Origin of the sequence: Pontibacter mucosus, from assembly GCF_003054055.1 — a bacterium.
Lineage (GTDB): Bacteria > Bacteroidota > Bacteroidia > Cytophagales > Hymenobacteraceae > Pontibacter > Pontibacter mucosus.
The window spans coordinates 87,986-113,044 of sequence record NZ_QBKI01000014.1 but is presented as its reverse complement, the minus strand read 5'-3'; the positions used below and the strand labels follow the sequence as shown (position 1 = coordinate 113,044).

The window sequence follows — 25,059 nt, the reverse complement described above, 5'->3', positions numbered from 1 at the left end:
AGATCCTGTATCCTTTCCCACTGCTCATTGGTTAGCTCCATGAGCAACTAACAAGAGAATCTAAAACCTAATTCCTATTTTTGAGATAGCTTCTAACCCCTACTTTTCTGCTCTGCAGAAAGCAAGTTACAAACTTGCCTCAAGCACAGCCACAAGTTACGCTGTCGCTAAACATGCGGCAGGAAGCGGTAAAGTATAAAGTATGAGCGGCTGACACTTTGAAAATGCCAGCCGCTCACGCTTTATACTTAAAGGAGTCATTCCCTGACTTTTTAACTTTCTAACTTTCTAACTTCCTAAACTCCCACCGCTTTTCTCGCCGGCGGGTACTGCGATGGGCAGGAAGTTTTGCTTGGGTGGCAGCGGGCAGGTAGCGTAGCCGGTGAAGGCGCAGGGCGGTGTATAAGCCTTGTTAAAGTCGATGTAGGTTTTGCCGCTGGCGTCCGGCTTGGGCATGTAGAGGTAACGACCGGCGCCATACGTGTCGGTGCCATTGGTTTTGTCAGCGAAGATGATGAATAGCTCCTCTCCCTCCTCCAGCGCATCGAGGCGGTACTCCTGGCCGTTTACGGTAAACACCACCGCTCCCGGCGAAGGCTCCTGCGAAGTTTGTCCCAACACGTTTGTGATGGCAATCTGCTTAGGCAGCGGAGGCTGCTCCAGCCTGGCCTCCAGTCTCCACTCCGGCTGAACCGGGTAGCGCTCCAGGCCCTTAAACGTACGAAGCCCCTCACTCTCCGCATCCCACAGCCTCACGCCATACTTGTCGCCGCGCTTTATCACCACCCACTTCAGCGAGCCGTGGCGCATCTCGGCAGGTTGCTCCATCGCAGCAGTATACACCACCGCCTCCTGCTGCGCTGGATCGCCGTCAACGGTAATGTCGGCAGTTTTGCCAGCGTGCAGCTTCACCACCTCGCCATCCAGTATAAAACTGCCTGCCTGTGCCGCTATTTTAGTCTTCGGGAACACGATTTTATTGCTCTCGGCGCTGCCAAAGCTGTTGCTGCCCGGCTCCAGCCAGTACAAACCGGCCAAGGCTAGCCAGCCGTCCTCTTTCTGCAGGTTCTGAACCCGCGTGGCATGCCAGGCGTCTATACTGGCCACATAGGCTGAGTCAGCCTCCGGTGCCGCATTTATACTTTGTACTTCTGCCTCGGTGTTGGTTTGGGAGCAGGAGGAAAGTATAAAACCGGCCAATGCGGCGACAATCAAGTACTTCTTCATGGTGATGGATGCTATGAGTAAATCGAATGCGGACGCAAAGGTAGGAACTTATGACGGGATTTATTCTTCTAACAGCCCTTGCCCCTACCTCGAAGAGCCAGGGACTCTCGGCTCTATCAAAAACTGCCCCCTTGAGGACAAGTGAGAACGTGAGTTTGAAACTTGCGAGCAGCGCTCAACAGGGGTGTAAAGCCAGTGGCAAAAGACTTCACTAAAAGTAAGCAACCCTGCCCTCCTGAAGTGAATTTATTAGGCACGATAGGTCCTATTTACCCTCGCTCGCCTCCGGCGAGTGTGCGTTATCCGGTGGTGTCCCGCCACTTATACTTATACTTATACTTATACTTATACTTATACTTATACTTATACCGAAAGCTCAAAGCGGCCAGGGGCCGCCCTATAGCGCGCACTCGCCAGAGGCGAGCGAGGGCAACCTATACTGGCATCAAAACTTTTGTCATTCTGGAAAGCAACTTGGTAGCAGAGAGGTTAAGCCTACATTACTCCGCCCACAAGATCCTTACAGGATGACAACAAAATAGTATGGCGCAGCCTTTTCTGGGAGTAGGAGTAGGTTTATGCTACCTGGAAGATTCTTTTAGAACAAACGCCAACAACTACGCCACAGCCATTTGCTGGCGGTAAGCAGCGGGCGGCAGACCGGTCCATTTCTTGAAGGAGCGGGAGAATACGCTGGGCTCGGAGTAGCCGAGCAGGTAGGCAATGTCGGTGATGGTACTGTGGTTGTCCTGCAGGTGCTTGACGGCGATTTGCTTGCGTACTTCGTCGAGCAGGGCCTGGTAGGTCGTGCCTTCCTCCCGGAGTTTGCCCTGCAGGCTGCGCACGCTCATGGCCAGGCTGCGGGCTACGGTGTTTATACTTGGCTCCTCCCCCTTCAACTGGTGCGCAATCTCGCGAAGTACCCGCTCCCGCACCGTTTTCGGCTCGCGCAGCTTCTGCAGGTACTCCTCGGCATACTTCTCGAAGAACTGATTCAACTCGGGGTTGGCCGTTACTATAGGCAATCTCAAATACTCCGCCTCAAAAACGAGCCCGCTATACTTGGCAGAGAACACCAGCTCGGCCCCTGCAAAAATCCGCTCGTGCTCCTGTATACTTTCCGGCTTGGGATACACAAAAAGCACCTGTTTATACTTCAGCTCCTGCCCCACCAGCGCCGAAAAGGCGTTCTTGTAAATTACCAGCTCGGAGTCCAGGGCGTTGCGCGGGTTCTGGAGCGCCGGACTGTCCGCCTGCAGCTTTACGAGCGCCTGGCGGCCCTGCACTTCCAGGCTCGTACGGATGGCGCCGCAGATAATATCCTGATACTTGCACAGCTTCAGCAGCGACTCGTGCAGCGTGGCCGCGTTCATCATCACGTAGGCAATTGTGCCCATGGAGGTCGGGTTTATACTTTCAGCTACGTGCAGGGCCAGGTCCGGGTCTTGGGTGGCGGCAATGGCGGCGTTCCACAGGTCCTGCACCGTACTTACCGGAATGCGGGCGTTCACATCCTGCACCAGCCGCTGGTCCAGCCCCGCCTGGTGGCATATGGCCTCCACGTCCTGCCCCTGTTGGCGCAGCACATGTAAAAGCAGCCCCACCGAGGGCGCCGCGAGCGAGTGGTCTTGCTGGTTCATGAGCGCAAAGTATTGAGAAAGTAAAATTAATCAAACTCTTGCTCAGATGCAGCCATACTTTGGTAAAGTATAATTTGTACCTTTGAATACCGTGGAATACAATCCCATAGATCTTGAATTGCTCCCTGGTGAAGTGGTGCTGGAGGCCTTCGCCCTGCACGAACTGGAGTTTGGCTGGTTGCAGCAGGTGGTGTTCCGGCTGGAGGAAGTATGGCTGGTGGTTGGGGTAAACGAGGACACCGACGAAATTATACTTTCCATACTCCCGGAGCTGGACGTAAGGGCGATGGAGCAGCAGTACAGCTTCACCCAAATTGCCAACCAGCGCAAAACCATTGGCTGGCTCTGGCGGATGACGAACCAGTACGGCTATGAGGATGGTTTTCAGCTGGCTTTTGACGATGAGGAGGGGACGAACGTGCAGCTGCTGGCGGAGGCATCGCAGTTAAAACTTACCATTTTTCAGAGATACCGCTAAACCTATAAAACGATGTGCAAGCACCTTCTCTCCTTCCTGCTACTGTTAGTTAGTTTTACCACCATGGCCCAGCAACCCGCTCCCCTCACCGGCGACTGGAACGGTTCTCTGAAAGTCATGGGCACCGAGCTGCCGCTTATCTTCCACATCAGCCTGGCCGAAGATGGCAGCCTCTCTGCCACCATGGACAGCCCCAAACAAGGCGCCACCGGCATACCCGTGCAGCAGGTACGGCAGGTGCAGGACAGCCTCTACCTCGACCTGAAAAACATTGGCGCGGCCTATGTGGGCAAGCTGACTGGCCCTGGAGCCATCGACGGGCAGTGGAAGCAGGGTGGCCAAAGCTTTGCGCTGCAACTGAAGAAAGGCGGAGCCGCCGAGGCGATGCGTCGTCCGCAGGAGCCCACCAAACCATACCCTTACCAGGAAACAGAAGTAGTGGTAGAGAACAAAGCAGCGGGTATTTCGCTGGCTGGCACGCTTACCGTTCCGCAGGGCAAGGGTCCGCACCCGGCCGTGCTGCTGCTTACCGGCTCCGGCCCGCAGGACCGCGACCAGACGATACTGGGGCATAAACCGTTTCTGGTTCTGGCTGATTACCTCACCCGCCAGGGTTTTGCCGTGCTGCGCCTCGACGACCGAGGCACCGGTAAATCGGGCGGCGACTTTGCGACTGCCACTACTGCAGATTTTGCCTCTGATGCCGAGGCTGCCTTCAACTACCTGAAGAACCAGCCAAGTATAAACAAGAAAAAAGTTGGCCTGCTTGGCCATAGTGAAGGAGCATTACTAGCGGCCAAAGTGGCAGCCAAGTACCCGGAGACAGCCTTTGTGGTGCTGCTGGCGGGCAATGCCGTGCCAGGCACGGAGCTGTTGGTGGCGCAGAACAAAGCTTTGTTTGAGAAACAACTTCCGGAGGAACAACTGCAGAAATACCTGCAGCTGCGCGAGGCCCAGTTTAAGGTAGCCGCTACCGAAAAAGACGTAGCCAAAGCCGCCGCGCAGATACGGCAGCTGGAGCAGGAGGCAAAAGCCAAACTTACACCACAGGAACAGCTACAACTCGGCCTCACTGACAGAGCCGAGCAGACGGTAGTGGCCCAACTCAGCTCCCCCTGGATGCGCTACTACCTGGCCTACGACCCGGCCCCAGCACTCCGAAAACTAAAGATGCCTGTACTGGCCCTGAACGGGACAAAAGACCTGCAGGTGCCCCATCAGCAAAACCTCCCTGCCACCGAAAAGGCCCTGAAAGCCGCCGGCAATAAAAAGTATACCATCCAGGAGATGCCCAACCTCAACCACCTCTTCCAGACAGCCAAAACCGGCTCCCCGGCAGAGTATGGCCAGCTGGAGGAAACCTTTGCCCCGGCAGCCCTGCAGGTGGTTGGAGATTGGATGAAGGGGGTAGTGAAGTAAGTAAATTGCTCATGTATAAAACGTTTACAGCACTACTTATACTTTCTTTTTGCCTGGCATCTTGCAGGCAAAAAGAGCAACAAAATGAAGAGGCTAATTGGCCACATGAGCTTTATTGGTACTTTCTGAGAGGCACGTACCAAGAGGTGTACTACCTACCTTTAAAACTCGCAAAAGCTGACGAGGACACCAGCCTAGCACTCACCTATCAAACTCCTTTTGATACCTCAACCTACAAAATAAGTATAAAGCATCCTGAACGAGCCAGCCTTCTTTCCCCCTCCTACACCGACAGTCTGTTCTATTTCGTCAGTAAACACGCGGTACCTGTTGTAGGTGGCAAGGATTTTATGGTGTATCAGTTTTCAACGGCCGACGGAATGATAGACGGGGGAACGGAACATTACTGGAATGAGCGGTTCGGGTTCTTTTTTATTAGAGGCACTACCTGGTCAAGCTATAGAGTTTTGCAATTTGATGATGAGGAGAAGAACAAGGAAGTATGGGAGCTCGTTAAGACGCTTCACCCCAGAATTGAACAGAACTTAAAGCTCGCCGGAGTACAGCAAGGCAGCGAGCACATCAGGCAAGCGCAACATACGGTAGTAGATTGGAACTGGAGAGATTAGTGTGCTAACTTACTTTATCATATAAGCGTGAAACTGGAAGTATACATCACGAGTCCGCACCAGCTAAACCGTTGAGCACATAAACCGTACCTGCTTGAAACCATTTCAGGTACTCTCCCCAATCACCTCTCCCATGAAGACTGAAAAAGAAAAAATGCTCGCCGGTGAGCTGTACGACCCGCTGGACCAGGAATTAGTTGATGACAGGCTACGCACTAGGCTGCTGATTAAAGAACTGAACGACAGCCGCGAGGACGAGATAGAAGAGCGCACCCGCATCCTGAAAGAGCTGATTCCGAACGCACAGGCGGGGCTGTGGCTGCAGCCGCCCTTCTACTGCGACTATGGCTATAACATGGTTGTCGGCGAGCGGGTGTTCTTTAACTTCAACTGCGTGGTGCTGGATGTGGCGCAGGTCACCATCGGCAGCAGAACGATGTTCGGACCTAACGTACAGGTTTATACCGCCACCCATCCCATTAACCATGTGGAGCGCGCTTCAGGCGTGGAGTATGCCAAACCTATTTCCATTGGCGAGGATGTATGGGTAGGCGGCAGTGTAGTGATTTGCCCCGGCGTAAGTATAGGCCACCGCTCGGTTATCGGGGCAGGCAGCGTGGTCACCCGCGATATTCCGAATGATGTGTTTGCCGCCGGTAATCCCTGTAGGGTCATCAGGCATTTGAAGGAGGATTAAAGTCGCTTAAGTATTCTTAATCGATACAGGTACAATATGGGAACTGTCCCCTTGAAGAGAAGCGAGAACGCGAGTTCAAAGATTGCGAGCATCGCAAAACAGGGATGTTTATACTTAGACTATAGCACTTATACTTCAGCATGAGTAATATTAGGCTCCCCTCCTTAGACAAGGAGGGGTTAGGGGTGGTTGGACCACAGTAACGATGAAATCTATACTTTACCAGTAGCTTCGGCTTCCCCTCCCTTCCCACAAGATCCTTTCAGGATGACAAAAACAAAGAATGAAATAGCCCTGCCCAGTCAAATCACAGCCTGCTCTCTGCGATGATGTCTAGTGTCTGAATCGACTGAGCCGGAGGCCCAGCCTATAGCTGGTCACGAGCGAGGACGCTCGCGCCATGTGTTGTTTACAGCCGAGGTCGCTTCACCTAAAGTATAAAAACAAGAGCCGGTGCAGGTTTTAGTCCCACACCGGCTCTTGTGTAAAGTATAAACTCAGCCAAATTATACAGTAAAGTATGTCTCCAGCTCGCGTAGGGTGTTTTCGTTTGTCTGCATGTCTTGCACCAGCTGACCTTTTTCCAGAATCAGGATGCGCTCGCATACTTCAATCACGTGGCTCAGGTCGTGGCTGGAGATGAGCATGGTCATGCGTTTCTGGTCACGCAGGTGGCGCAGCAAGTTCTTCAGGCGGATTTGGGAGCTGGGGTCGAGGTTGGCGAAAGGTTCGTCCAGGATCAGTAGTTCCGGATTGGAGAGCGCAGCAGCGGCAATGCCTATCTTCTTCTGGTTACCTTTCGAGAAGTCGCGGATGTACTTGCGCTGGTTCAGGATCTCATCGTTAAACAAGTCCATAAACGGCAGCAGGCGCTCGGTAATATCGCCATCCGAAAGGCCGTGCAGGTCGCCGATGAACTTGAAGTACTCCTCAGCCGTGAGGTAGTCGATCAGAAAACCCTCGTCCAAGTGAGAGCCGGTGTAGGCTTTCCAGTCCTCGCTTTTGGCCACGTTCACGTCCTTGGCGTACACTTCGCCCTTGGTTGGGCGGATGAGGTCCAGGATCAGGCGGAACAGCGTGGTTTTACCGGCGCCGTTGTTACCCACCAAACCAATCGCCTCACCGGCTTGTATCGTCAGCTCGGGGATGTTGACCACCACCGTGCCATTGTATACTTTCTGTAAATCTTTAACCGTTAGCATATCTTTTGTTTTAAAACGTTCTTACTCAGACTGGCGGAAACCCGTGGCCAGTTTATACTTGTGCTTCCTAAACCACCTGGCCGACCACTGCAACAGCTGCTTCTGGAAGATCAGCCCCAGCAAGCCTAGCCCTCCTATGGTCGCCAATCCCACATAAGGCACATCCATCAGACCAAAGGGCATGTAGATGAGCAGCGGGATAATGATGAGCGGCAGCATCATCACGAACTTGGAGGCTCCCACCCCCTGCCAGTTGAAGGCTGAACCACGGCTCAGGTCCAGACGAGAGGTGTTGTAGGCAGAAAAATAGAAGATGATAAACACATTCACCCCGATGTTGTAGAGCAGTGCCACCGTGTTGATGATGAGAATCTTATAGCCTAGCAGGCCGTAGGGCAGCGTAACCAGGTAGGCGAACAGGGTAACAGCCAAAAACATCCAGTACTTGGCTTTCAGGAACTGGTAGATTGAAATGCGTTGCGTCAGCAGGGCGTCGAAGTGGGTGCTTTGCCAGCCGGGCACAAACTGCCCATAGCTGAACATGGCCATGCCCGTCATCATCAGGCCCACAAAAATCAGCATGGCATAGCCGTCCATGTAAGGTTCTTTGTAGAAAAGCATGCCGTAGAAAAGTATAAAAGCTGCCGTGAAGAGGGTAGACTTCGGGCGTTTGTTGCGCCAGATCAGCTTCAGTTCCAGCTCTATCAGCTTCCCGATTTCGCCAAAGCGGCTCAGGAAAGCAATGTTGCTGCCCGATACCTTGGTAGCCTTGCGCACCTGCAGTTCCTCGGGGTAGGTATGCTCCTTCAGAAAGCGGAAATTGAATGTATAAGCTACGGCCACCAGCAGCAAAGGCACCGCTACCAGCCAAGGCTGCAGCAGCAACTGCCCGAACGCCGCACGGGAGGCCACGTTCAGCGAGAGCAGGTCGAAGTAATCGAGCAGCATCAGCGCCGAAACCACTACGCCAAAGGCCAGCGTGTACAGCGGCTTGGCCGCCAACTGCCGCTTAAAGTATAGCAGCACAAAGTTGTTGCACAGCGTGAGCGCCACCAGCGCCAGCAGCCACACCAAAGCTATCCCCACGCCATACGCCGGCACTACCGCCGATACCATGAAGGGCACCATAAACAGCAGCGGCAGCACGTTCAGGAAGCTGAAAACAGACTTAACCAGCACAAAGTGCACCAGCTTGTTTTTGCCGACCGGCAGGTGCAGGTAAGGCTGTACGGCCAAAACAGGCATCTCCTGCAGCATAAACCGGAAGAACAGGTCCATCAGGAAGTAGTACAGCATGCCGCCGTTAAACACCGCCACCGGATCCTGGCTCGGGAATACTTTCAGCAGGATATCATCAATATGAAAGCCCAGGAACAGGAAGATGCCGCCAAAGTATAAAATCAGCAGCCCCATGATAATGTTGAGCGCCAGGCCCTTCTGGAAAACGGAAGAACGGACATCGGCTTTCCATTGGTGTGTGAGTAAGGTTAAAAGCATAGGCGGGATGTAGGATAGCGTTTTTTAAATATACTTCAAAAACGGCGAAAGCCTCTAATGCCGCCCGCCCTATTTAGACAAACCCAAGGATATTTTATACTTACAAGGCCGTGGTTTCGATGAAACGGAGTTTTGGTGTTGGGTCTTCGGGTTAGGTCCATTCTGAGAGCAACTTATTCAGATTAACGTTTGTGATCCCGGGCCCAACCACCCCTTGCCCCTCCTTGGCTAAGGCGGGGAATCTGTAATTGCCAGTTCTAAAGTATAAGCTTTATAGCTTCTGTTTTATCAGCAAAAGTATAAACCCACCCCAGCCCCTCCGAGGAGGGGAATCATCTGCAGCCGATTTCATCCCCCTACCCCCTTCAAAGGGGGACTTGGTTCAAGCTTCGTCAGCCGTAGCTATCGAATGATTTCCAGCCTTTGGGTTGAGCGCCTTGTGCATGTTGCGGTGCCGAACGAAGTGAGGCAGCCGGAGCAGAGCGGAGGCAGCTTCAGGCACACCGCGCGATGCCCGAAGGCGAGCCCTCTCGGGCTTGAGAGCTCCATAGTCAGAGATGCAACGTTAGGTTTGTGGGAACTATAGGATGAACGGAAGCTAGCAAGGATAGCTTGTGTCAAGTTGCGGGAAGCAGTGGCTGTGGAAGTATAACTTGACAAGTATAAAAGTATAGCCAAAGTATAAAGTATGGCTCTGAGAGCCAGTTGGGCTGCAAACCCAACACTATAGTAGACACGAGTTGCAAACTCGCACCAGAATAAATAACGCTGTTATACTACTTCACCGGATCATACCCACTCCCGCCCCAGGGATGGCAACGGCCGATCCGCTTCATCGCCATCCAGCCGCCTTTAAAAGGGCCGTACTTATTCACGGCGTCCACGGCGTACTGCGAGCAGGTAGGCGTATAGCGGCAGGAAGCCGGCGTGAGCGGCGAAATCATGTGCTGGTACACCCACACCAGCGCCAGTACCAGTTTTTTAAATATCCAGGTCATATCTACTTTGCGGCAAGCACCGCGTATGATTTACAGCAAAAGGCAGCAACTTTTGCTAAATTTGCCACGGTTAAACTAATCTAAACAAATTTCCATGTTAAAAAGAATCCTTTCACTCCTTCTTTTAGTCTCGCTGAGCATACCGTTTGCGGCCAAGGCAGACGAAGGTATGTGGTTGCCGATGCTCATCAAGCGTCTGAACCATACGGATATGCAGAAGCAGGGACTTCAGCTGACGGCAGAAGAAATCTACTCTGTAAACAACTCGAGCCTGAAGGATGCCATCGTACAGTTCGGTGGTTTCTGTACCGGCGAGTTCATTTCGCCAGAGGGCCTGCTGCTGACCAACCACCACTGCGGTTACGGTCAGATCCAATCGCACTCCACCCCGCAAAACGACTACCTGACCAACGGTTTCTGGGCTACTTCTAAAGACCAGGAGCTGCCAAACGAAGGTCTGTTTGTAGACATCCTGCACTACATGGACGACGTGACCGTCAAAGTGCTCGAAGGTATCGACAACAATACGCCGGAGGAGCAGCGCGCCCAGCTGATTGCCCAGCGTACGCAGGCACTTGCCAAAGAAGCCTCTGAGAACGGCAAGTACATCACCTACGTGCGCGATTTCTTCAACGGCAACGAGTTTTACCTGTTCGTCTACAACCGCTACACCGACGTGCGCCTGGTAGGTGCCCCGCCATCTTCTGTTGGTAAATTCGGTGGCGATACCGACAACTGGATGTGGCCGCGCCACACCGGTGACTTCGCGATGTTCCGCGTGTACATGGCTCCGGACGGGTCTCCTGCTACTTACAGCAAGAGCAACGTGCCTTACAAGCCAGCCCACCACCTGCCCATCAACATCGGAGAGAAAGACCCGGGCGACTTTGCCATGGTTTTCGGTTTCCCGGGCCGCACCAAGCGTTTCATGACCTCGCACGGCCTGAAACTGGAATTGAACCAACTCAACAACTCCCGCATTAAGCTGCGCGAGCAGAAGCTGGATATCTGGAAGAATGAGATGGATAAGAGCGACGACACACGCATCAAGTATGCCTCCAAGTATGCCTCTACTTCTAACTACTACAAGTACTCTATCGGCCAGAACGAGGGCATCAAGCGCATGCGCACTATCGAAGGTAAAATTGCCGACGAGGACAAGTTCCAGTCCTGGGCAAATGCCGACGCCGAGCGCAAAGCTACCTATGGCAACGTGATGAGCGATATTGCCGACGCTTATGCCACCATCGAAAAGTATAACCTGGGCTCTGTATACCTGAACGAGGCCGTGCTGGGCACCGAAGCGCTGCTGATGGCTTACCGCCTCACGCCGGTTTACACTGCCCTGAAATCAGGCAACGCGGCTGCTGCCAAGAAAGCTGCCGAGGACGTGAAGCCACGCGTAGATGCTTTCTTCAAAGACTACTACCTGCCAGCCGACAAGAAAGTATTTGCGGCCCTGTTGAAGGCCTACTACGACGACATCGCCAAAGACCAGCAACCGGAGTCCTTCAAGAAACTGGTGCAAAAGTATAAAGGCAACTTTGAAAAACTGGCCGACCACGTGTACAGCAACTCGATGGTAGTGAACGAGCAGAAACTCAACAGCTTCCTGCAGAACCCAACGCAGAAGGCGCTCGACAACGACCCGGCTTTCCAGATCGTGAACGCGATTGTAGATAATTACAGAAGCAACATCGCGCCGAAAGTGGCCGAAAGCGAGGCCAAACTGGCCAAAGCCAACCGCCTGTACGTAGCTGGCCTGCGCCTGATGAACCCGGACAAAGTATACTACGCGGACGCCAACTCTACCATCCGCCTGAGCTACGGTTCTGTAAAAGACTATAGCCCGCAGGATGGTGTGCTGTACAACTACTATACTACGCTGGAAGGTACGATGGCCAAGGAAGATCCGAACAACGAGGAGTTCATCATCCCGGCCAAACTCAAGCAGCTGTATGAGGCCAAGGACTACGGCCGTTTTGCCAACTCCAAAGGCGAGCTGGTGGTTAACTTCATCACCGACAACGACATCACGGGCGGTAACTCCGGTTCTCCGGTAATCAACGGCAAAGGCGAGCTCATCGGCCTGGCCTTCGACGGCAACTGGGAAGCCATGACCGGCGACCTGGTGTACGACCCGGACTACAAGCGCTGCATTAACGTGGACTCGCGCTACGTGCTCTTCCTGATCGAAAAGTATGCGGGCGCCACGAACCTAATCAACGAGATGACGATTGTGGACGGTGAGAACCCCGGCCCAAGCGAAGCTGCGACAGCCAAAGTAGAGGAGGCAGCCTCTCCACAGGCCGAGCTGCTGAACGCTGTGGTAGAAGAGGCACAGCAAAACCTGAAGCAAGGCAAAACCGAGTTTAAGGTTGATAAGAAGCAAGGCAAAGCCAGAGTGAAACTGCAGGTGAAGGACTAAGGACCTTTCCTGATAGAGTGTAAGCAGCGGCGCTGGGGCATCCTCAGCGCCGCTGTTGTTTTTATGGTTGTGTCATAGCGTCAGTCTGCGGTCCTTACTATTTGAGCCATACTTTATACTTTGGCTATACTTGTCTGAATCAGGATTTTCAGGATGAATGGATGAACAGGAGTTTATACTTTGGCTATACATTTATACTTGCCAGTTTATACTTTCCTAGCCGCCGCTTCCCGTAACTGGATCCAAGCTATACTTACTAGATTCCGTTCATCCTCTAGTTCGCATAAACCTAACGTTGCACCTCTAGTTTTGGAGCTCTCAAGCCCGAGAGGGCTCGCCTTCGGGCATCGCGCTGCTTTCGCTTCCTGCCCTCGTGCCTCGGGCTGCCTCGCCTTCAGCTCGTCACCGGAACCTCTCGAGGCGCTCAACCCAAAGGCTGGGATAAGGTCGATAGCCGCTGCCCTTACTGTCATCTCGACCTTCGGGAGAGATCTCTTTAGAATTCAAGATAGATCTCTCACAGCTACGCTGGCTCTCTTCGGCTCCCGCCTTGAGAGTACTCGAGATGACAGGGAAAGGAGTAAGTATAAATTTCCCTCCTCTGGACTTGCCAAAACGGGAGTTTTGAGCTAGCGAGCGCAGCTCATAGGGGTGGGTTTATACTTTGTAGGGACAGGTCGCGACCTGTCCGCCCCATACCAGCAACTATAAAGCTTATACTTTAGCCCCAGCAGCTACAAGACTCCCCTCCTTGGACAAGGAGGGGCCGGGGGTGGTTGGACCCGGTATTGCAATCCTGCTCATCCCTAAATCCTGCAAATCCTGATTCAGACAAAGTATAAAGTATAGCCCCCCACTTTTTAACCTTCTAACTTTCTAACTACAAAGACGCAAGGTATTGCGTCTCCACAACTCTCTAACTCCTAAACTCCTAAACTCCCAACCTCTCCCCCCGCTGGTATTTCTATCAAATATTCCTTATTCTTGATGTTCTAACACTACTTTAACCTTTCATGAGATTGAATAAAACGTTTCCCCTGTTGCTTAGCCTGGCCCTATTGCTGGGGCTTAGTAATACTCAGGCCCAAAACCAATCGGCTAGTCCGGTTATCTCCCTTATCCCGAAACCTCAGCACCTGACACCCCAGAGCGGCCAGTTTACCCTCAACGCCGACACCAAAATCCATGTGCCGGCCAAAACCGAGGAGCTGAAAAGTATAGCCGACCAGCTGGCCCAAAGTATAAAAACCGCTACCGGTGTGCAGCCGCAGGTCATACAAAAAGACCCAAAGAAAAAAGCTAAGAACATTATCCAGCTCAGCCTTGCTGCCGCCACGGATACCTTGGGCAAAGAAGGCTATACCTTGGATGTAACCCCTGACCAAATTATACTTGCCGCCAACCAGCCAAACGGCCTTTTCATCGGTATGCAAAGTATAAAGCAGCTGCTGCCGCCTCAGCCTGCCAAGGCGCCCGTAACGATACCGGCAGTGCGCATAGCCGATAAGCCCCGCTACGAGTGGCGCGGCATGCATCTGGACGTGACGCGTCATTTTATGCCGGTGGAGTTCGTCAAGCAGTACATCGATTACCTGGCCATGCACAAGCTCAACACCTTCCACTGGCACCTGACCGACGACCAGGGCTGGCGCATCGAGATCAAAAAGCACCCGAAGCTCACCGAAATCAGCGCCTGGCGCGACAGCACCCTGATTGGCCACTATTGGGATCTACCCCAGACCTATGACAACAAACGCCACGGCGGTTTCTACACCCAGGAGCAGGTAAAAGAAGTGGTGAAGTACGCGCAGAAGCGTTACATCACGGTAGTGCCGGAGATTGAGATGCCGGGCCATGCGGTGGCGGCACTGGCGGCTTACCCGGAGCTCTCCTGCACCGGCGGCCCATTCAAAGTAGAAGGCAAGTGGGGCATTTTTGATGATATTTTCTGCGCCGGAAACGAGCAGACCTTCGCCTTTCTGGAAGACGTGATGACCGAGGTGCTGGCCCTGTTCCCGAGCCAGATCGTGCACATCGGCGGCGACGAGGCCCCTAAAACCCGCTGGAAAGTATGCCCTAAGTGCCAGAAGCGCATCAAAGACGAAGGCTTAAAAGACGAGCACGAACTGCAGAGCTACTTTGTTCAGCGCATGGAGAAGTTCCTGAACGCCAAAGGCCGCACTATCATCGGTTGGGACGAGATACTGGAGGGCGGACTGGCCCCGAACGCACTCGTGATGAGCTGGAGAGGCGAGAAAGGCGGCATCGAGGCAGCCAAGCAGAAGCATTATGTGGTGATGACGCCCGGTAACTACGTATACTTCGACCACTACCAGGGCGACCGTGAGCTGGAGCCTGTGACCATCCATGGCAACAACCCGCTTGCAAGGGTCTACTCTTACAACCCTACGCCGGCAGAGCTCTCCAAAGAAGAGCAAAAGTATATCCTGGGCGCCCAGGCCAACGTCTGGACCGAGTATATTCCCAATACCAAGCATGTAGAGTACATGGCCTTCCCGCGCATCGCGGCCCTGTCGGAAGTGCTCTGGACGCCGGTAAACCTGAAAAACTGGGAAGACTTTAAAACGCGCATGCAGCAGCAATACCTTCGCTACGATGCCATGGGCATTAACTACGCCAAAAGCGCCTTCCAGGTGAAGCAGCAACTGCAGGTAAACCCGGAGCGCAAGGCCGCCAAAGTTACCTTTACCACCGATGCCGCCGGCACGGACATTTATTATACTTTGGACGGCTCTGAGCCAACAGCCAAATCCCAGAAGTATACCGGCCCATTTGAACTGACTAAAGCTGCCGTGATAAAGGCAGGCTCTTTTCAGGATGGCAAGCTGATAGGCCAGGCCACCACCAGGGTATTTGATGCACATAAAGCCCTTAACCGCAAGGTAACGCTGGCCAAGGAACCGCACCGCAGCTTCTCGCCGGGCACGGCTGCCCTGGTAAACGGCCTCTACGGCACCACCGACCACTACGATGGCCACTGGCTGGGCTACCTGAAGGATGACCTGGAAGCCGTGATCGACTTGGAGCAGGTGCAGTCTATCTCTAAAATCAGCAGCTCTTACGTGCAGCACATTGGCTACCGTGTGTTCCTGCCCACGCAGGTGGAGTATGCCGTGTCGGAGGATGGCAAAAACTTTAAAACCGTGAAGGTGATCAGCAACGCCGGCAAGGAAGAAGGCATGATGCGCAAAACCATTGCCGCGGAGTTCCCGGCTACCAAGGCGCGCTATGTAAAGGTAATTGCCCGCAACGTAGGCGTAGCCCCTGACCAGTATACGGTACGCGGCCGCGAAACCTGGCTGCTGGTGGATGAGCTTAGCGTAGAGTAGGTTATAAAGTATAAACCAAGTATAAAAGAGGGGCTGCCGTTTACTGTAGCCCCTCTTCTCGTTTTAGCTAGTACAAACTATTTACACTTTCACCAGAATGCCGGCCGCTCTGTGGTGCTGTTGGCAATTACCCGGCAGTCATCCGGAAAAATGTATTGGCCCACCCGCACGCCCAAATCCTCCCGCCGGACATCCAGGCTGCGCCTTGTTACCGCCGAAGCCCCGAAAAAGCCCAGCGCCGGCTCTCCTGTGGCTGTGTTGGTGATGTTACCGGTGATGGTAGCCGGCGGCGGGTCCTGTATACTTCCGCCGTTCTCAATCTGGGCTTTCAGGATGCGCCAGTAATCGTAGGCGGCTTCTGAAACGGAGAGCTGCTTTACTTCCAGGTGGTACTTGGTGCCAAAGGCCTGTTCTGTCACGGGGATGCTGGTTACTACATGCCGGCTCAGGGTGCCGCCGTCTATCAGCCTGTCGTCCTGCACGTTTACGCTGCCGGTGGGGCTGGTAATCCAGCATACTTCGCAGCAGGCTTTGGGCATGGGTACCCGCACGCCCCTTATTTTCTCAGCATAATCCCAGGGCTGGGTGTTTACCTGAAAGGTGCTCTGCCATTGCCACAGGTAGTAGTTCTTTTCCTGGGCCGGGTCAGGGGCATCCACCAATACATCCGCCATGTAAATGGTTTCTTCCACATCCGCCTCGTTGAGAATCTGCTGTGGGCGTACCTCAAAGTATAAACTGTCGATGGGCGGCACGGGCCGGAGCGTTTCGGGGAGAGAAGTATAGGTCTGCCCGCTTTTGGTGCGGATGCTCAACGTGTAGGTGGAGCCTAGCTGTCCCTGCATGCCTCCTTCGCTGGTCTGGTAGAGCCCTGGAGCTGTTTCCGCTAGTGTTTCCTGATTTCCCTGGTCATCTGAAAGTATAACGGTGGCCCCTGTTTCCACCGCGCTCCAGCTGTCGGCGTAGGTGTCGTAAGGTTTGCTGCGGCTCAGGCGCACGCTATATGGCCCCGGCTCGTTGGTGATCATGCCGTCCACCACCAACATCTCGGCCTGGTCGTCAATGTCCAGGTCCAGCGGGTCGATACAGCTGCCTGCCAGCAGCAAGATTATACTTAGGATGACTGCTTTTTTCATGTCGCGTTACCTGAACTTGAAATCATAGGAGATAGAGGGCAGCGGCACGCCCACCACCGCCAGCCGGTAGGCCCGGGGCGGAGAGCCGTATACTTGCCGGAAGAAAACCGAGTACGGGTTTTTGCGCCCATACACGTTGTAGAGCGAGAGGTTCCAGGTGCCCTCCCAGCGCTTGCTCCTGGCTTTGTCTGGCAAGAGCGAGAGCGACAGATCCAGCCGGTGGTAGTCGGGGATGCGCTGCTGGTTGCGGTTTCCGAAGTGGGGCACGATAAAATCGCCGACAACGTAGTGCGCGAGCGGCGCGGTGATAGGACGGCCGGTGCTATAGGTAAAGGTAGCGCCCAGCTGCCAGCGTTTGCCCATTCCGTAGCTGGCGACCAGGTTTAAAGTATGCGGTTTGTCGTAGCTGGCCGGGTAATACTCTCCTTTGTTCACAGTTTCCTCTGCCGTGGCGCCTTGTACAGCTATCTCGGTGCGGGCATAGGTATAGTTAAGCCAACCGGTCAGCCTGCCGCTTACCTTGCTGATGCTCGCCTCCACGCCATAGGCCCTGCCTTCGCCTGCCAATAAATCCGCCTCCAGGGTTGGGTTCAGGTATAAATCCGCTCCGTTTTTATAGTCCGGCATGTGCTCCATCCGCTTGTAATATCCCTCTACCGAAGCCTCCATCATATTTTTCCTGAAGTTTCGGAAGTAGCCCAGGCTCACCTGATCCCCGACCTGAGGCTTGATGTGGGTATTGCTGGTTTTCCAGATATCGGTGGGCGAGATGGTGGTGGTGTTGGAGATGAGGTGGAGGTACTGCCGGTGGCGGTTATACCCGAGTTTGATGGCGCTGCGCTCGCTGAAAGTATAATTCACCGAAAAGCGTGGTTCAGCGCCATGGTAGCTCTCGATCACTTCCCCGCGGCCATAGCTTAAAGTATCCGTAATGGTGCGCTCCTGCTTGGGCACGCCCGGCTGATAACGGTATACTTGCCCCGCCCCGTAGTTGGCGTAAAACGAGTAGCGCAGGCCATACATGAGGGAGAGCTTGGACGAGAGCCGCACCTCATCGTTCCAGTACAGGGCACTCTCCAGCGCCTGCTCCGGCTGCAGCTGCACCGGCAGCACCTGCGACTCGGCCGAAGTTGGCGTTAGTTTGCCCTGCTCAAAAGTATAATCCAGGGCCGCTGCACCGAAGTGGATCGTGTGCTTGCCAGTGGCCAGGGCAAAGTCCGCTTTTATACTTTTCTGCTCAATGCCGTTGCTGTACTCCGAGGAATTCACACGCTGCTTGGTCTTCACTTTGAAAGTATAATCCGTGTATACCCCGCTGAGGCTCATGGAAAGGCTGGAACTGAAGCGGCGCGTGTAGGTAGCCGTGGCGGCGTTAGTCGTCCAGTTGTAGAGCGTGTCGCCCGAGAAGCCAAATTCATCGAAGCTGCGGTAGCCGGAGATGGCGAGTTTGTTGCGCTCATTAAACGTATGGCTGATCTTGGCGGAGGCATCGTAAAAGGCTGCATGGCTGTTGCGGATGTTGGCGTTGGGCATCTTGCGCAGCAGCCAGTCGGAGTAGGAGCTGCGGCCGGCCACCAGAAAGGAGGTTTTGTCTCTGATGATGGGCCCTTCCACGGCTAGCCTGGCCGAGACAAGTCCCACGCCACCGCTGAGCGCGAACTTCTCCCTGTCGCCCTCCCGCATCCGTACATCCAGCACCGAGGAGATGCGCCCGCCATACTGCGCCGGCACGCCGCCCCGGTACAGCGTCACATCCTCCACGGCATCGGGGTTAAAAACCGAGAAGAAGCCAAATAAATGGGCACTGTTAAACAGCGGCGCGTCATCCAGTAGGATAAGGTTTTGGTCCACGCTTCCACCGCGCACGTTAAAGCCCGTCGCTGCCTCGCCCACTGAACTTACACCAGGCAGCAGTTTTATACTTTTCACTACGTCCACCTCGCCCAGAAAGGCCGGCACCGATTTGATAGTGTTGATGTTGAGGCTCGTGATACCGCTCTGCACACTGCGGATGTTATCGTGCACCGGCTTCTGCCCCACTACCCCCACCTCCGACAGCTGTACCGACGACCGCGCCAACGGCACCTTCAGCGTAGTGTTGCCACTGTTCACACGCACAGTGGCCCGCTCGTAGCCCAGGTATGAAATAACTAACGTGCTACTCCCGGTAGGCAAGTATAAACTAAAGGCACCAGTCGCATCCGTGGTAGTACCCGTACTACTGCCTTCAGCTAGTACAGCGGCACCGGCAATGGCCTCTCCTGTCTGCGCATCCCGCACAGTGCCGCGTACGGTGAAGCCACCCTTCTGTGGCAAGGCATAAGCATACAGCAACAGAGGCTCGCAGAGCATCAGCATAGCCACAGTAAGCCAAACCGCGAGCAGCCGCATATACAAGTCAGGTTGATGGAAGTAACAGGGAACAGACCGAACTGCTTATACTTTCAGGTTAATAAGAAAGGCAGACTTTTCAGAATCTGCCTTTCCTTTTGCCAACTGCACAAACCTTTATTCAAATCCGGAGCTGCGGTGGCCGTACACGTGATAGATGGTGCCAAAAGGATCAGGATTGCCTTCGGCGTCCTCATCGTCATTGAACGATACCCTGAAGTAAATGCTATCGCGCAACACGTTATTCACTTCCACGGCATTGAGGAAAACCTGCCCGTCGGTAATGGTTACCTGTGAGGGGTAATAATCGTTTGCCAGGTTCTCCCCGCTAAAGGTAAGATTGCTGATATTGATGGGCGTTTTAACCTTAAACTCCCAGAAGTGCCCCTCATCGTCTACCCATACTTCTGTAGGCACATTGGCGGCCGTGTTGTAAATCAGCACTTCGGTTGGATCCGTAAGCGGCTCGAACTGCCCAGGAGCTGTCTCTATATTAAAGGTAACACTCCAGGTTCCTGAGATGGGGTAGGTTGCCGTGTAGTCTATGTCATCATCGTCATCATCGTCGCAGGCAGTAAACACGCCCAGCGACAGAAACAGGGTCAGTAATAAAGTATATTTCAGCTTCATATGGATTCGGTTTTATAGTTTAACAAACGTGCGAAGAGCGGTACCATAGCCAGGGTTTATGACTATCCAGCTGTAACTTACTCCTGGAATAACGGTGGCATCAACAGCGGCGAATTCGCTGCCTTGCACATCTTGCGGAGGCACCCCGAGCATGCCAACATCGTAGTGGTAAAACCTGACCGTAGTGGCAGGCCCCGGAGCAGCAACACCCCCGACATTATTCGTTTCAAACAAGCCGGGTTCAATCTGTGTCACGGTAGAGATCCCCCGGTCGCCTACGGTGCGCTGGTACTGCCCGCTTAAATCGATGGCGGCGGCCTCTGGAGTGATTACACCCACATACCTTCTTTCCAATGTGGAGAATCCATCCTGATTGACAGCGGTATACGTGAGCACATAAACGCCGGGCACGCTCGTATCGACAGAGCCAGAGGTGGTAAAATCGATGGCTGTTTCGCCTTCAAAAGCCTCTGCCCCCGCATCCGTGAAGGTTTCCCCGACCTGCAGCACCTCCCACTGGTCTCCCAGCAGCGTGACGACAGGATAAGTAGTTACAAACGAAACATTTGCCGTTTCATCATCTTTCTCGCAGCCAAGCAGAAGGAAGGCCATCACCGAGAGCATGGCTGCCATGAAGGTTTTATTGATGCTTTTCATCTTTTCTCAAGTTTATGTTTCACATTAGTCCTTCACGTCCCACCATACTGGTATGCTGATTTCGACCAGCCCTGGGTAATTCTGGTTTCGGATCGATTCTGTATTGGGGTACACCAGGCGCTTGGGTATTATCCCGGCAGCCAGGTTAGATGCCGCTGAAGGATCTATAAAGCCTGGATATCCCGTTCTCCTATACTCCGTCCAGGACTCAAAACCTTGAACTCCGTTGAAGGAAACCCACTTCTGCGTGATGATTTGCTCCACCTGCGCCTCTACATCGGCCCCAGCTGGGTAGGCTACTCCTGGCTGTTGCAGCAGCTGATCTACCTGCGCCACATCTTCTCCCAGGTACTCAAAGGAGGCCCTGATGCCCTGGGCGTACAGTTCGGCTGCATCGCCACCAGCACCACCAGTCCAGCCACGTGCCACTGCCTCAGCCTGCAGGAAAAAGCTCTCGGCGGCGGTTATAAAGGGAATGGCGGTAGTAGGGCTGGCCACTGCCGGTCCAGGCTTCGACACAGAGTTGGATTGGTTACCAGTCCTTTCAGGGGTACACTCCACGCCCTGGTCTACACCAACAAAGCTTCCTGCTGCCGCGCCCGTTTCTGCCGGAGCGTAAAAGTCGTCGAGCCGGGGGTCATTGGTCTCCTGCAGGAATTCCAGGGAGGTATTGCTGGCTACCACGTCCACCCCGCCCCGGAACACCACCTGCGTTTGGTAGAAGGGGTTCCGGTTCTGGGTCTGGTCGGCAAACTCAACGTCGCCGGTTTCCCCTATCTGCAGAAACTCCGCCCCACTGGCATACATAGCCTGAATTCCGCTTTGGGCAACATCTGGCCGAACGTAGGCCTGGCGCAGGTAGATCTTGAGTTTGAGTGTGTTGCCGAACCTGCGCCAAAGCCCCATGTCTCCGCCATACACCAGGTCAGCACTACCTACCTCCGTGTCAGCTCCCTCATCGATCAGCGCCAGGGCCGAATCCAGTTGCACGATAAACAGATCGTATATTTCCTGTTGTGCCTGGTAGGCTGGGTTTGGGTCATCCAAACCGGTCAATGCTGTGGTGTAAGGTACATCGCCCCAGGCATCGGTAATCACCTGCATCGTGTATACTTCCATGATGCGGCCAATCGCTTCCGCGTTTCGGTCGCCATCCTCCCTGGCCTGGTCGCTCACAAACCGGAAGTCCTGTAGGGCACCGGCATACAACTCACCCCACACACGGGCATCGTAGTCTGAGGAGGTTATCTCATAGAGTTCCAGGTCACAGTACTGGTTGGCGGCGCCGGCCTGGGTCCAGTGTTGGGCGAAGAAGTTGCCCAAAAACTGAAACTGGTTGCCCAGCACATAGGCCAGTTCCCCTTGTGCCGCTGGCAGGGTCAATGCCGGCGTAGAGGTTGGCGGGTTGTTGGGGTCCACGTTTATGTCGAGGTAGTCGTCGCAAGCTGTAAAGCCGAGAGACAAGGCCAATAGTACAGCAAGCCCTTTTATAAATTGCTTTTTCATGATTTTCTCGTCTTCGGTTCTTTAGAAAGTAACTCTGAGGTTGGCGCCCCAGGAGCGGGTGCTTGGGTAACTGCTGAACTCATAGCCCTGCAAGTTGCCGTTGCCAAAACTGTTCACCTCAGGGTCTATGTAAGTGTTCTCATCCGGCGTCCACAGCACCAGGTTGCGGCCAGAAAGGCCTACCTCTATGTTACCGAAGAAGGTTTTTTCTGTAATGGCCCTGGGCAGGCTGTAAGAGATACTTACCTCCCTTAGCTTGGTAAATGAGGCATCAATGATGTTGGTGCCTTCCGGCAGGTTACCCCAGTATTCGTATAGGTTGGAGTTGGTGAGCGGTGTGGTATTTTCGATATACTCATCGCTGTTGCCTACCTGCACCACAGAGTTAGGGATGATGTATGGCTGACGGTCGTTGAAGAGCGTTTCAGGGGCAGTACCGGCAAAGCGTTGGGTACCCCGTGTTCTGGAGTAAATCTTGCCCCCCTGCCGTGTATCGAACACCACCGACATGCGCAGGCCTTTATAGCGGAAGGTATTCACCAGGCCGCCCTGCCAGTCTGGCTGAATGCTGCCCTGGTAGGTTTGTTCGGTCGCCAGGCGGGGCCGTCCGGTCGAAGGGTTCACCACGATACGCCCCTGCGGGTCGCGCAGGAAGTCCTCAGCCAGGAATGTACCATAGGGCCTTCCTTCTGAGATAACCAGGGCCGCTGAGGACAGACCTCCTAAGGAAATCTCGTTATCACCAGCCACGTCCTCTACAGTGTTTTCGTTCTTGGTGAAGTTCACACTGATGTCCCAGCTAAAGTCTCCTATCTCAATCGGGATACCTCCTACCAACAGCTCTACGCCCTCGTTCCGGATGGTGGCTGCGTTAAGGAAGGCAGATCCGAAGCCGGTTGCGAATGAAAGCGGCACGTTGATGATTTGGTCTGTCGACTTAGAGTTATAGTAGGCGGCGTCCACGCGCAGGCGCTCGTTAAAGAAGCGCAAATCGGCTCCCACCTCCCAGGAACTCGTGTTCTCCGGCTCCAGGTTAGCGTTGCCAATGACGTTGCTCACCTCGAAACCAGGCAAGCCGGCAAACGGGAAGTTCAGGTCCGTGCCCGCAAAACCGTCGCTGATATTGCCCGAGATAAACACCGAGCGTGTGCTGTAGGGCAGTGCATCGTTACCCACGTTGGCATAGTTGGCCCTGATCTTGGCAAAGTTGATTGGCGTGGTCTCAGCCAGACCAAAGGCCTCCGCCGCATCAAAAGCCAGGTTTACAGACGGATAGAAGAAGCTGTTGTCATCTATGGGCAAGGTAGAAGACCAGTCGTTACGGCCAGTCACCTCCAGCCAAAGGAAGTTTCGGTAGCCCAGCTTGGCAGAGCCATAAATACCTACCAGCCTTCTCTTGTCGCGGAAACTAACGGTAAGCGGCGTACCGATAATGTTGCTCAGAGACCTGAACTCGTTGTTTGCCAGCGCGTCGGCAGTGGCTGTCAGGTCGTCGTTTTCCCGCTGGTTGATGTTGTTGCCGATCAGCAAATCCAGGGTCAGGATGTCGGATAAGTCCCTGTTGTAGCTCACGATAAGGTCTGAGTTTACTTCCCTGTAATAGACCTGGCGCTCTGCGTACATACCGTTGTCGTTGTTCGCGGCGTTTTGCCCCTGCACGTTGCGGATGGCCATAAACTGCTTGCGGCGGTCGGTATAGAAGTCTGTACCGATTCTGTAAGTCACGTTAAGGCCCTCCATGATATCATACCCCAGGGTGATGTTACCAAACAGGCGGTCCACCTCGTTTTCGTAGGTTTGGTTTCTCAGCGACCAGTAGGGGTTAATGGTATAAGGAGAGTAAAAGCCCGCCTCATCGTTAAAGGGACTCTCCAGGTCTTCCAGCTCACGTACCGGAATATCGCGCGGTGTCTGTATAATCTGGTTAAAAACCGAGTTACCCTGCCCGGTTAAGGCAAAGTCGCCACCCGACTTGGTATAAGTAAGAGACACAGTGGAGTTAAACTTGTTGAGCAGCTTGGTGCTACCCTTTACGGCCAAAGAATGGCGGCTATACTCGGTGGTAGGCACCACCCCTTCCTGCTGCGTGGTAGAATAAGACGCATAGTAGGTGGCATTATCGGCAGCACCAGACAGCGAAACCGTATTGGTCCAGTTATAGCCATAGTCAAAGAATTCCTTGATGTTATCCTCCAGCGCGGAGTATGGCTTCACGCGCTGCTGCCCGTCTATTATCTGGCCCCATGGCAAAAGCTCGCCTGTAAAGCGTGGGCCCCAGCTGGTGTTCTCCAGCAGGTCCGGTGCACCGAAGAAGCCCTGGCCATAGCGGTTCTGCAGTTCCGGGTAGCGGAGGATGTCCTCTACGGTATAGGAGGTCAAGTAGGTGATCTCCGCCTTTTTAGTAGCCCCTCTGCCTGATTTGGTTGTAATCATGATTACCCCGTTGGCGGCACGGGCACCATATAGTGCCGCTGCCGCCGGGCCTTTCAGGATGTTGATAGACTCGATATCATCCGGGTTGATGTCGTTGGCGCGGTTACCCACGTCTACCCCAGCATTCAGGGCGTCAGTTGTTCCGCTGGCGCTGTTATCCACAGGTATGCCATCTATCACAAATAGGGCCTGGTTGCTCTGGGAGATGGATTTGGCGCCACGGATTACCACACGCGTAGAGGCACCCGGGCCACCGCCCTGGCTTTGAATGTTTACACCGGCAACCTTCCCCTGCAGTGCATTGGCTACACTGCGCTCGCGGCCCTGGGTTATCTGTTCTGAGCCGACCTGCTGCGTGGCATAACCCAGCGTCCTTTCCTCTTCCTCGCGGCCAAGGGCGGTTACCACCACTTCCTGCAGCTGCTCGGAGTCCAGCCCCATGGCTACATTAATAGTAGTGGCATTTCCTATTTCCCGAACCACCTGGGCATACCCTAAGAAGCGAAAAACCAGCGTGTTGGCGTTGGCGGGAACATTAAGCGTGTACTCCCCGCCGGCACCCGTTGTAGTGCCCACCGTTGTGCCCTGTACAATCACCGCCACCCCAGGCAAAGGCTGACCGGATTCCTGATCCGTTACCTGTCCCGACACCGTTCTGGCTCCTTGAGTATAGCCTAACAGTGGCAAAAGCAACGCCAGCATTAAACTAAGTAGTAGAACCTTTTTCATAAGCACGTTTTT

General features: G+C 54.1%; 18 protein-coding genes. 7 read left to right on the top strand and 11 right to left on the bottom strand.

Features of this window, described 5'->3' with window-relative positions; all coding sequences use genetic code 11:
- Positions 1 to 288: 288 nt before the first annotated feature.
- Complete coding sequence (locus C8N40_RS21125) at positions 289 to 1,227, bottom strand: DUF1684 domain-containing protein (RefSeq protein ID WP_108213796.1); 939 nt, start codon at positions 1,225 to 1,227, stop codon at positions 289 to 291.
- Positions 1,228 to 1,844: 617 nt separating this feature from the next.
- A complete protein-coding gene (locus C8N40_RS21120; protein WP_108213795.1) occupies positions 1,845 to 2,867 on the bottom strand; it encodes an AraC family transcriptional regulator in 1,023 nt (340 codons plus the stop codon).
- Positions 2,868 to 2,958: 91 nt separating this feature from the next.
- Here C8N40_RS21120 and C8N40_RS21115 point away from each other — a divergent pair, with 91 nt between their 5' ends.
- The 4 genes from C8N40_RS21115 to C8N40_RS21100 all read left to right on the top strand — a co-directional run bounded on the left by C8N40_RS21115 (position 2,959) and on the right by C8N40_RS21100 (position 6,090).
- On the top strand, positions 2,959 to 3,345 hold the full coding sequence (locus tag C8N40_RS21115; protein WP_146173620.1) for a DUF6334 family protein: 387 nt from the start codon (positions 2,959 to 2,961) through the stop codon (positions 3,343 to 3,345).
- 12 nt (positions 3,346 to 3,357) lie between these two features.
- Positions 3,358 to 4,764 carry an alpha/beta hydrolase family protein gene (locus C8N40_RS21110; protein ID WP_108213793.1) on the top strand — a complete coding sequence of 469 codons (1,407 nt, stop codon included), beginning with the start codon at positions 3,358 to 3,360 and terminating at the stop codon, positions 4,762 to 4,764.
- An 11-nt stretch (positions 4,765 to 4,775) separates the two neighbouring features.
- Positions 4,776 to 5,393, top strand: coding sequence for a hypothetical protein (locus C8N40_RS21105; protein ID WP_146173619.1), 618 nt, complete (start codon positions 4,776 to 4,778; stop codon positions 5,391 to 5,393).
- A gap of 133 nt (positions 5,394 to 5,526) precedes the next feature.
- Positions 5,527 to 6,090 carry a sugar O-acetyltransferase gene (locus C8N40_RS21100; protein ID WP_108213791.1) on the top strand — a complete coding sequence of 188 codons (564 nt, stop codon included), beginning with the start codon at positions 5,527 to 5,529 and terminating at the stop codon, positions 6,088 to 6,090.
- 506 nt (positions 6,091 to 6,596) lie between these two features.
- On the opposite strand, the gene C8N40_RS21095 is transcribed toward C8N40_RS21100, so the two are convergent.
- The 3 genes from C8N40_RS21095 to yidD all read right to left on the bottom strand — a co-directional run bounded on the left by C8N40_RS21095 (position 6,597) and on the right by yidD (position 9,787).
- Positions 6,597 to 7,292, bottom strand: coding sequence for an ABC transporter ATP-binding protein (locus C8N40_RS21095; RefSeq protein WP_108213790.1), 696 nt, complete (start codon positions 7,290 to 7,292; stop codon positions 6,597 to 6,599).
- Positions 7,293 to 7,313: 21 nt separating this feature from the next.
- Positions 7,314 to 8,789, bottom strand: coding sequence for a DUF5687 family protein (locus C8N40_RS21090; protein ID WP_108213789.1), 1,476 nt, complete (start codon positions 8,787 to 8,789; stop codon positions 7,314 to 7,316).
- Between the two features lie 776 nt (positions 8,790 to 9,565).
- On the bottom strand, positions 9,566 to 9,787 hold the full coding sequence (gene yidD, locus C8N40_RS21085; protein WP_108213788.1) for a membrane protein insertion efficiency factor YidD: 222 nt from the start codon (positions 9,785 to 9,787) through the stop codon (positions 9,566 to 9,568).
- Positions 9,788 to 9,881: 94 nt separating this feature from the next.
- Here yidD and C8N40_RS21080 point away from each other — a divergent pair, with 94 nt between their 5' ends.
- From C8N40_RS21080 to C8N40_RS21070, 3 genes are all read left to right on the top strand, one after another.
- Positions 9,882 to 12,215 (top strand): S46 family peptidase, encoded by a 2,334-nt coding sequence (locus tag C8N40_RS21080; RefSeq protein ID WP_245905213.1) that lies wholly within the window; start codon positions 9,882 to 9,884, stop codon positions 12,213 to 12,215.
- 101 nt (positions 12,216 to 12,316) lie between these two features.
- Positions 12,317 to 12,451, top strand: a complete 135-nt coding sequence (locus tag C8N40_RS23360; RefSeq protein ID WP_281259548.1) for a hypothetical protein — start codon at positions 12,317 to 12,319, stop codon at positions 12,449 to 12,451.
- Positions 12,452 to 13,228: 777 nt separating this feature from the next.
- Positions 13,229 to 15,565: a glycoside hydrolase family 20 protein gene (locus C8N40_RS21070; protein WP_108213785.1), complete on the top strand. Its 2,337-nt coding sequence runs from the start codon at positions 13,229 to 13,231 to the stop codon at positions 15,563 to 15,565.
- 89 nt (positions 15,566 to 15,654) lie between these two features.
- On the opposite strand, the gene C8N40_RS21065 is transcribed toward C8N40_RS21070, so the two are convergent.
- The 6 genes from C8N40_RS21065 to C8N40_RS21040 all read right to left on the bottom strand — a co-directional run bounded on the left by C8N40_RS21065 (position 15,655) and on the right by C8N40_RS21040 (position 25,047).
- The gene (locus C8N40_RS21065; protein WP_108213784.1) at positions 15,655 to 16,701 is read right to left on the bottom strand and encodes a DUF4249 domain-containing protein; all 1,047 of its coding nucleotides are present in this window, start codon (positions 16,699 to 16,701) and stop codon (positions 15,655 to 15,657) included.
- A 6-nt stretch (positions 16,702 to 16,707) separates the two neighbouring features.
- Positions 16,708 to 19,092 carry a TonB-dependent receptor gene (locus tag C8N40_RS21060; protein WP_108213783.1) on the bottom strand — a complete coding sequence of 795 codons (2,385 nt, stop codon included), beginning with the start codon at positions 19,090 to 19,092 and terminating at the stop codon, positions 16,708 to 16,710.
- 117 nt (positions 19,093 to 19,209) lie between these two features.
- Complete coding sequence (locus tag C8N40_RS21055) at positions 19,210 to 19,722, bottom strand: lipid-binding protein (protein WP_108213782.1); 513 nt, start codon at positions 19,720 to 19,722, stop codon at positions 19,210 to 19,212.
- A gap of 12 nt (positions 19,723 to 19,734) precedes the next feature.
- Positions 19,735 to 20,379: an immunoglobulin-like domain-containing protein gene (locus tag C8N40_RS21050; RefSeq protein ID WP_245905212.1), complete on the bottom strand. Its 645-nt coding sequence runs from the start codon at positions 20,377 to 20,379 to the stop codon at positions 19,735 to 19,737.
- Positions 20,380 to 20,403: 24 nt separating this feature from the next.
- Complete coding sequence (locus C8N40_RS21045; RefSeq protein ID WP_108213781.1) at positions 20,404 to 21,885, bottom strand: SusD/RagB family nutrient-binding outer membrane lipoprotein; 1,482 nt, start codon at positions 21,883 to 21,885, stop codon at positions 20,404 to 20,406.
- A 21-nt stretch (positions 21,886 to 21,906) separates the two neighbouring features.
- Entirely contained in the window at positions 21,907 to 25,047 is a 3,141-nt protein-coding gene (locus C8N40_RS21040) for a SusC/RagA family TonB-linked outer membrane protein (RefSeq protein ID WP_108213780.1), read from the bottom strand.
- Between the last annotated feature and the right edge of the window lie 12 nt (positions 25,048 to 25,059).

Excerpts from the sequence above, each read along its gene's own strand:
- C8N40_RS21125 (WP_108213796.1), bottom strand. The coding sequence starts at position 1,227 with ATGAAGAAGTACTTGATTGTCGCCGCATTGGCCGGTTTTATACTTTCC.
- C8N40_RS21120 (WP_108213795.1), bottom strand. The coding sequence starts at position 2,867 with ATGAACCAGCAAGACCACTCGCTCGCGGCGCCCTCGGTGGGGCTGCTT.
- C8N40_RS21110 (WP_108213793.1), top strand. The coding sequence starts at position 3,358 with ATGTGCAAGCACCTTCTCTCCTTCCTGCTACTGTTAGTTAGTTTTACC.
- C8N40_RS21105 (WP_146173619.1), top strand. The coding sequence starts at position 4,776 with ATGTATAAAACGTTTACAGCACTACTTATACTTTCTTTTTGCCTGGCA.
- C8N40_RS21100 (WP_108213791.1), top strand. The coding sequence starts at position 5,527 with ATGAAGACTGAAAAAGAAAAAATGCTCGCCGGTGAGCTGTACGACCCG.
- C8N40_RS21095 (WP_108213790.1), bottom strand. The coding sequence starts at position 7,292 with ATGCTAACGGTTAAAGATTTACAGAAAGTATACAATGGCACGGTGGTG.
- C8N40_RS21090 (WP_108213789.1), bottom strand. The coding sequence starts at position 8,789 with ATGCTTTTAACCTTACTCACACACCAATGGAAAGCCGATGTCCGTTCT.
- yidD (WP_108213788.1), bottom strand. The coding sequence starts at position 9,787 with ATGACCTGGATATTTAAAAAACTGGTACTGGCGCTGGTGTGGGTGTAC.
- C8N40_RS21080 (WP_245905213.1), top strand. The coding sequence starts at position 9,882 with ATGTTAAAAAGAATCCTTTCACTCCTTCTTTTAGTCTCGCTGAGCATA.
- C8N40_RS21070 (WP_108213785.1), top strand. The coding sequence starts at position 13,229 with ATGAGATTGAATAAAACGTTTCCCCTGTTGCTTAGCCTGGCCCTATTG.
- C8N40_RS21065 (WP_108213784.1), bottom strand. The coding sequence starts at position 16,701 with ATGAAAAAAGCAGTCATCCTAAGTATAATCTTGCTGCTGGCAGGCAGC.
- C8N40_RS21060 (WP_108213783.1), bottom strand. The coding sequence starts at position 19,092 with ATGCGGCTGCTCGCGGTTTGGCTTACTGTGGCTATGCTGATGCTCTGC.
- C8N40_RS21055 (WP_108213782.1), bottom strand. The coding sequence starts at position 19,722 with ATGAAGCTGAAATATACTTTATTACTGACCCTGTTTCTGTCGCTGGGC.
- C8N40_RS21050 (WP_245905212.1), bottom strand. The coding sequence starts at position 20,379 with ATGAAAAGCATCAATAAAACCTTCATGGCAGCCATGCTCTCGGTGATG.
- C8N40_RS21045 (WP_108213781.1), bottom strand. The coding sequence starts at position 21,885 with ATGAAAAAGCAATTTATAAAAGGGCTTGCTGTACTATTGGCCTTGTCT.
- C8N40_RS21040 (WP_108213780.1), bottom strand. The coding sequence starts at position 25,047 with ATGAAAAAGGTTCTACTACTTAGTTTAATGCTGGCGTTGCTTTTGCCA.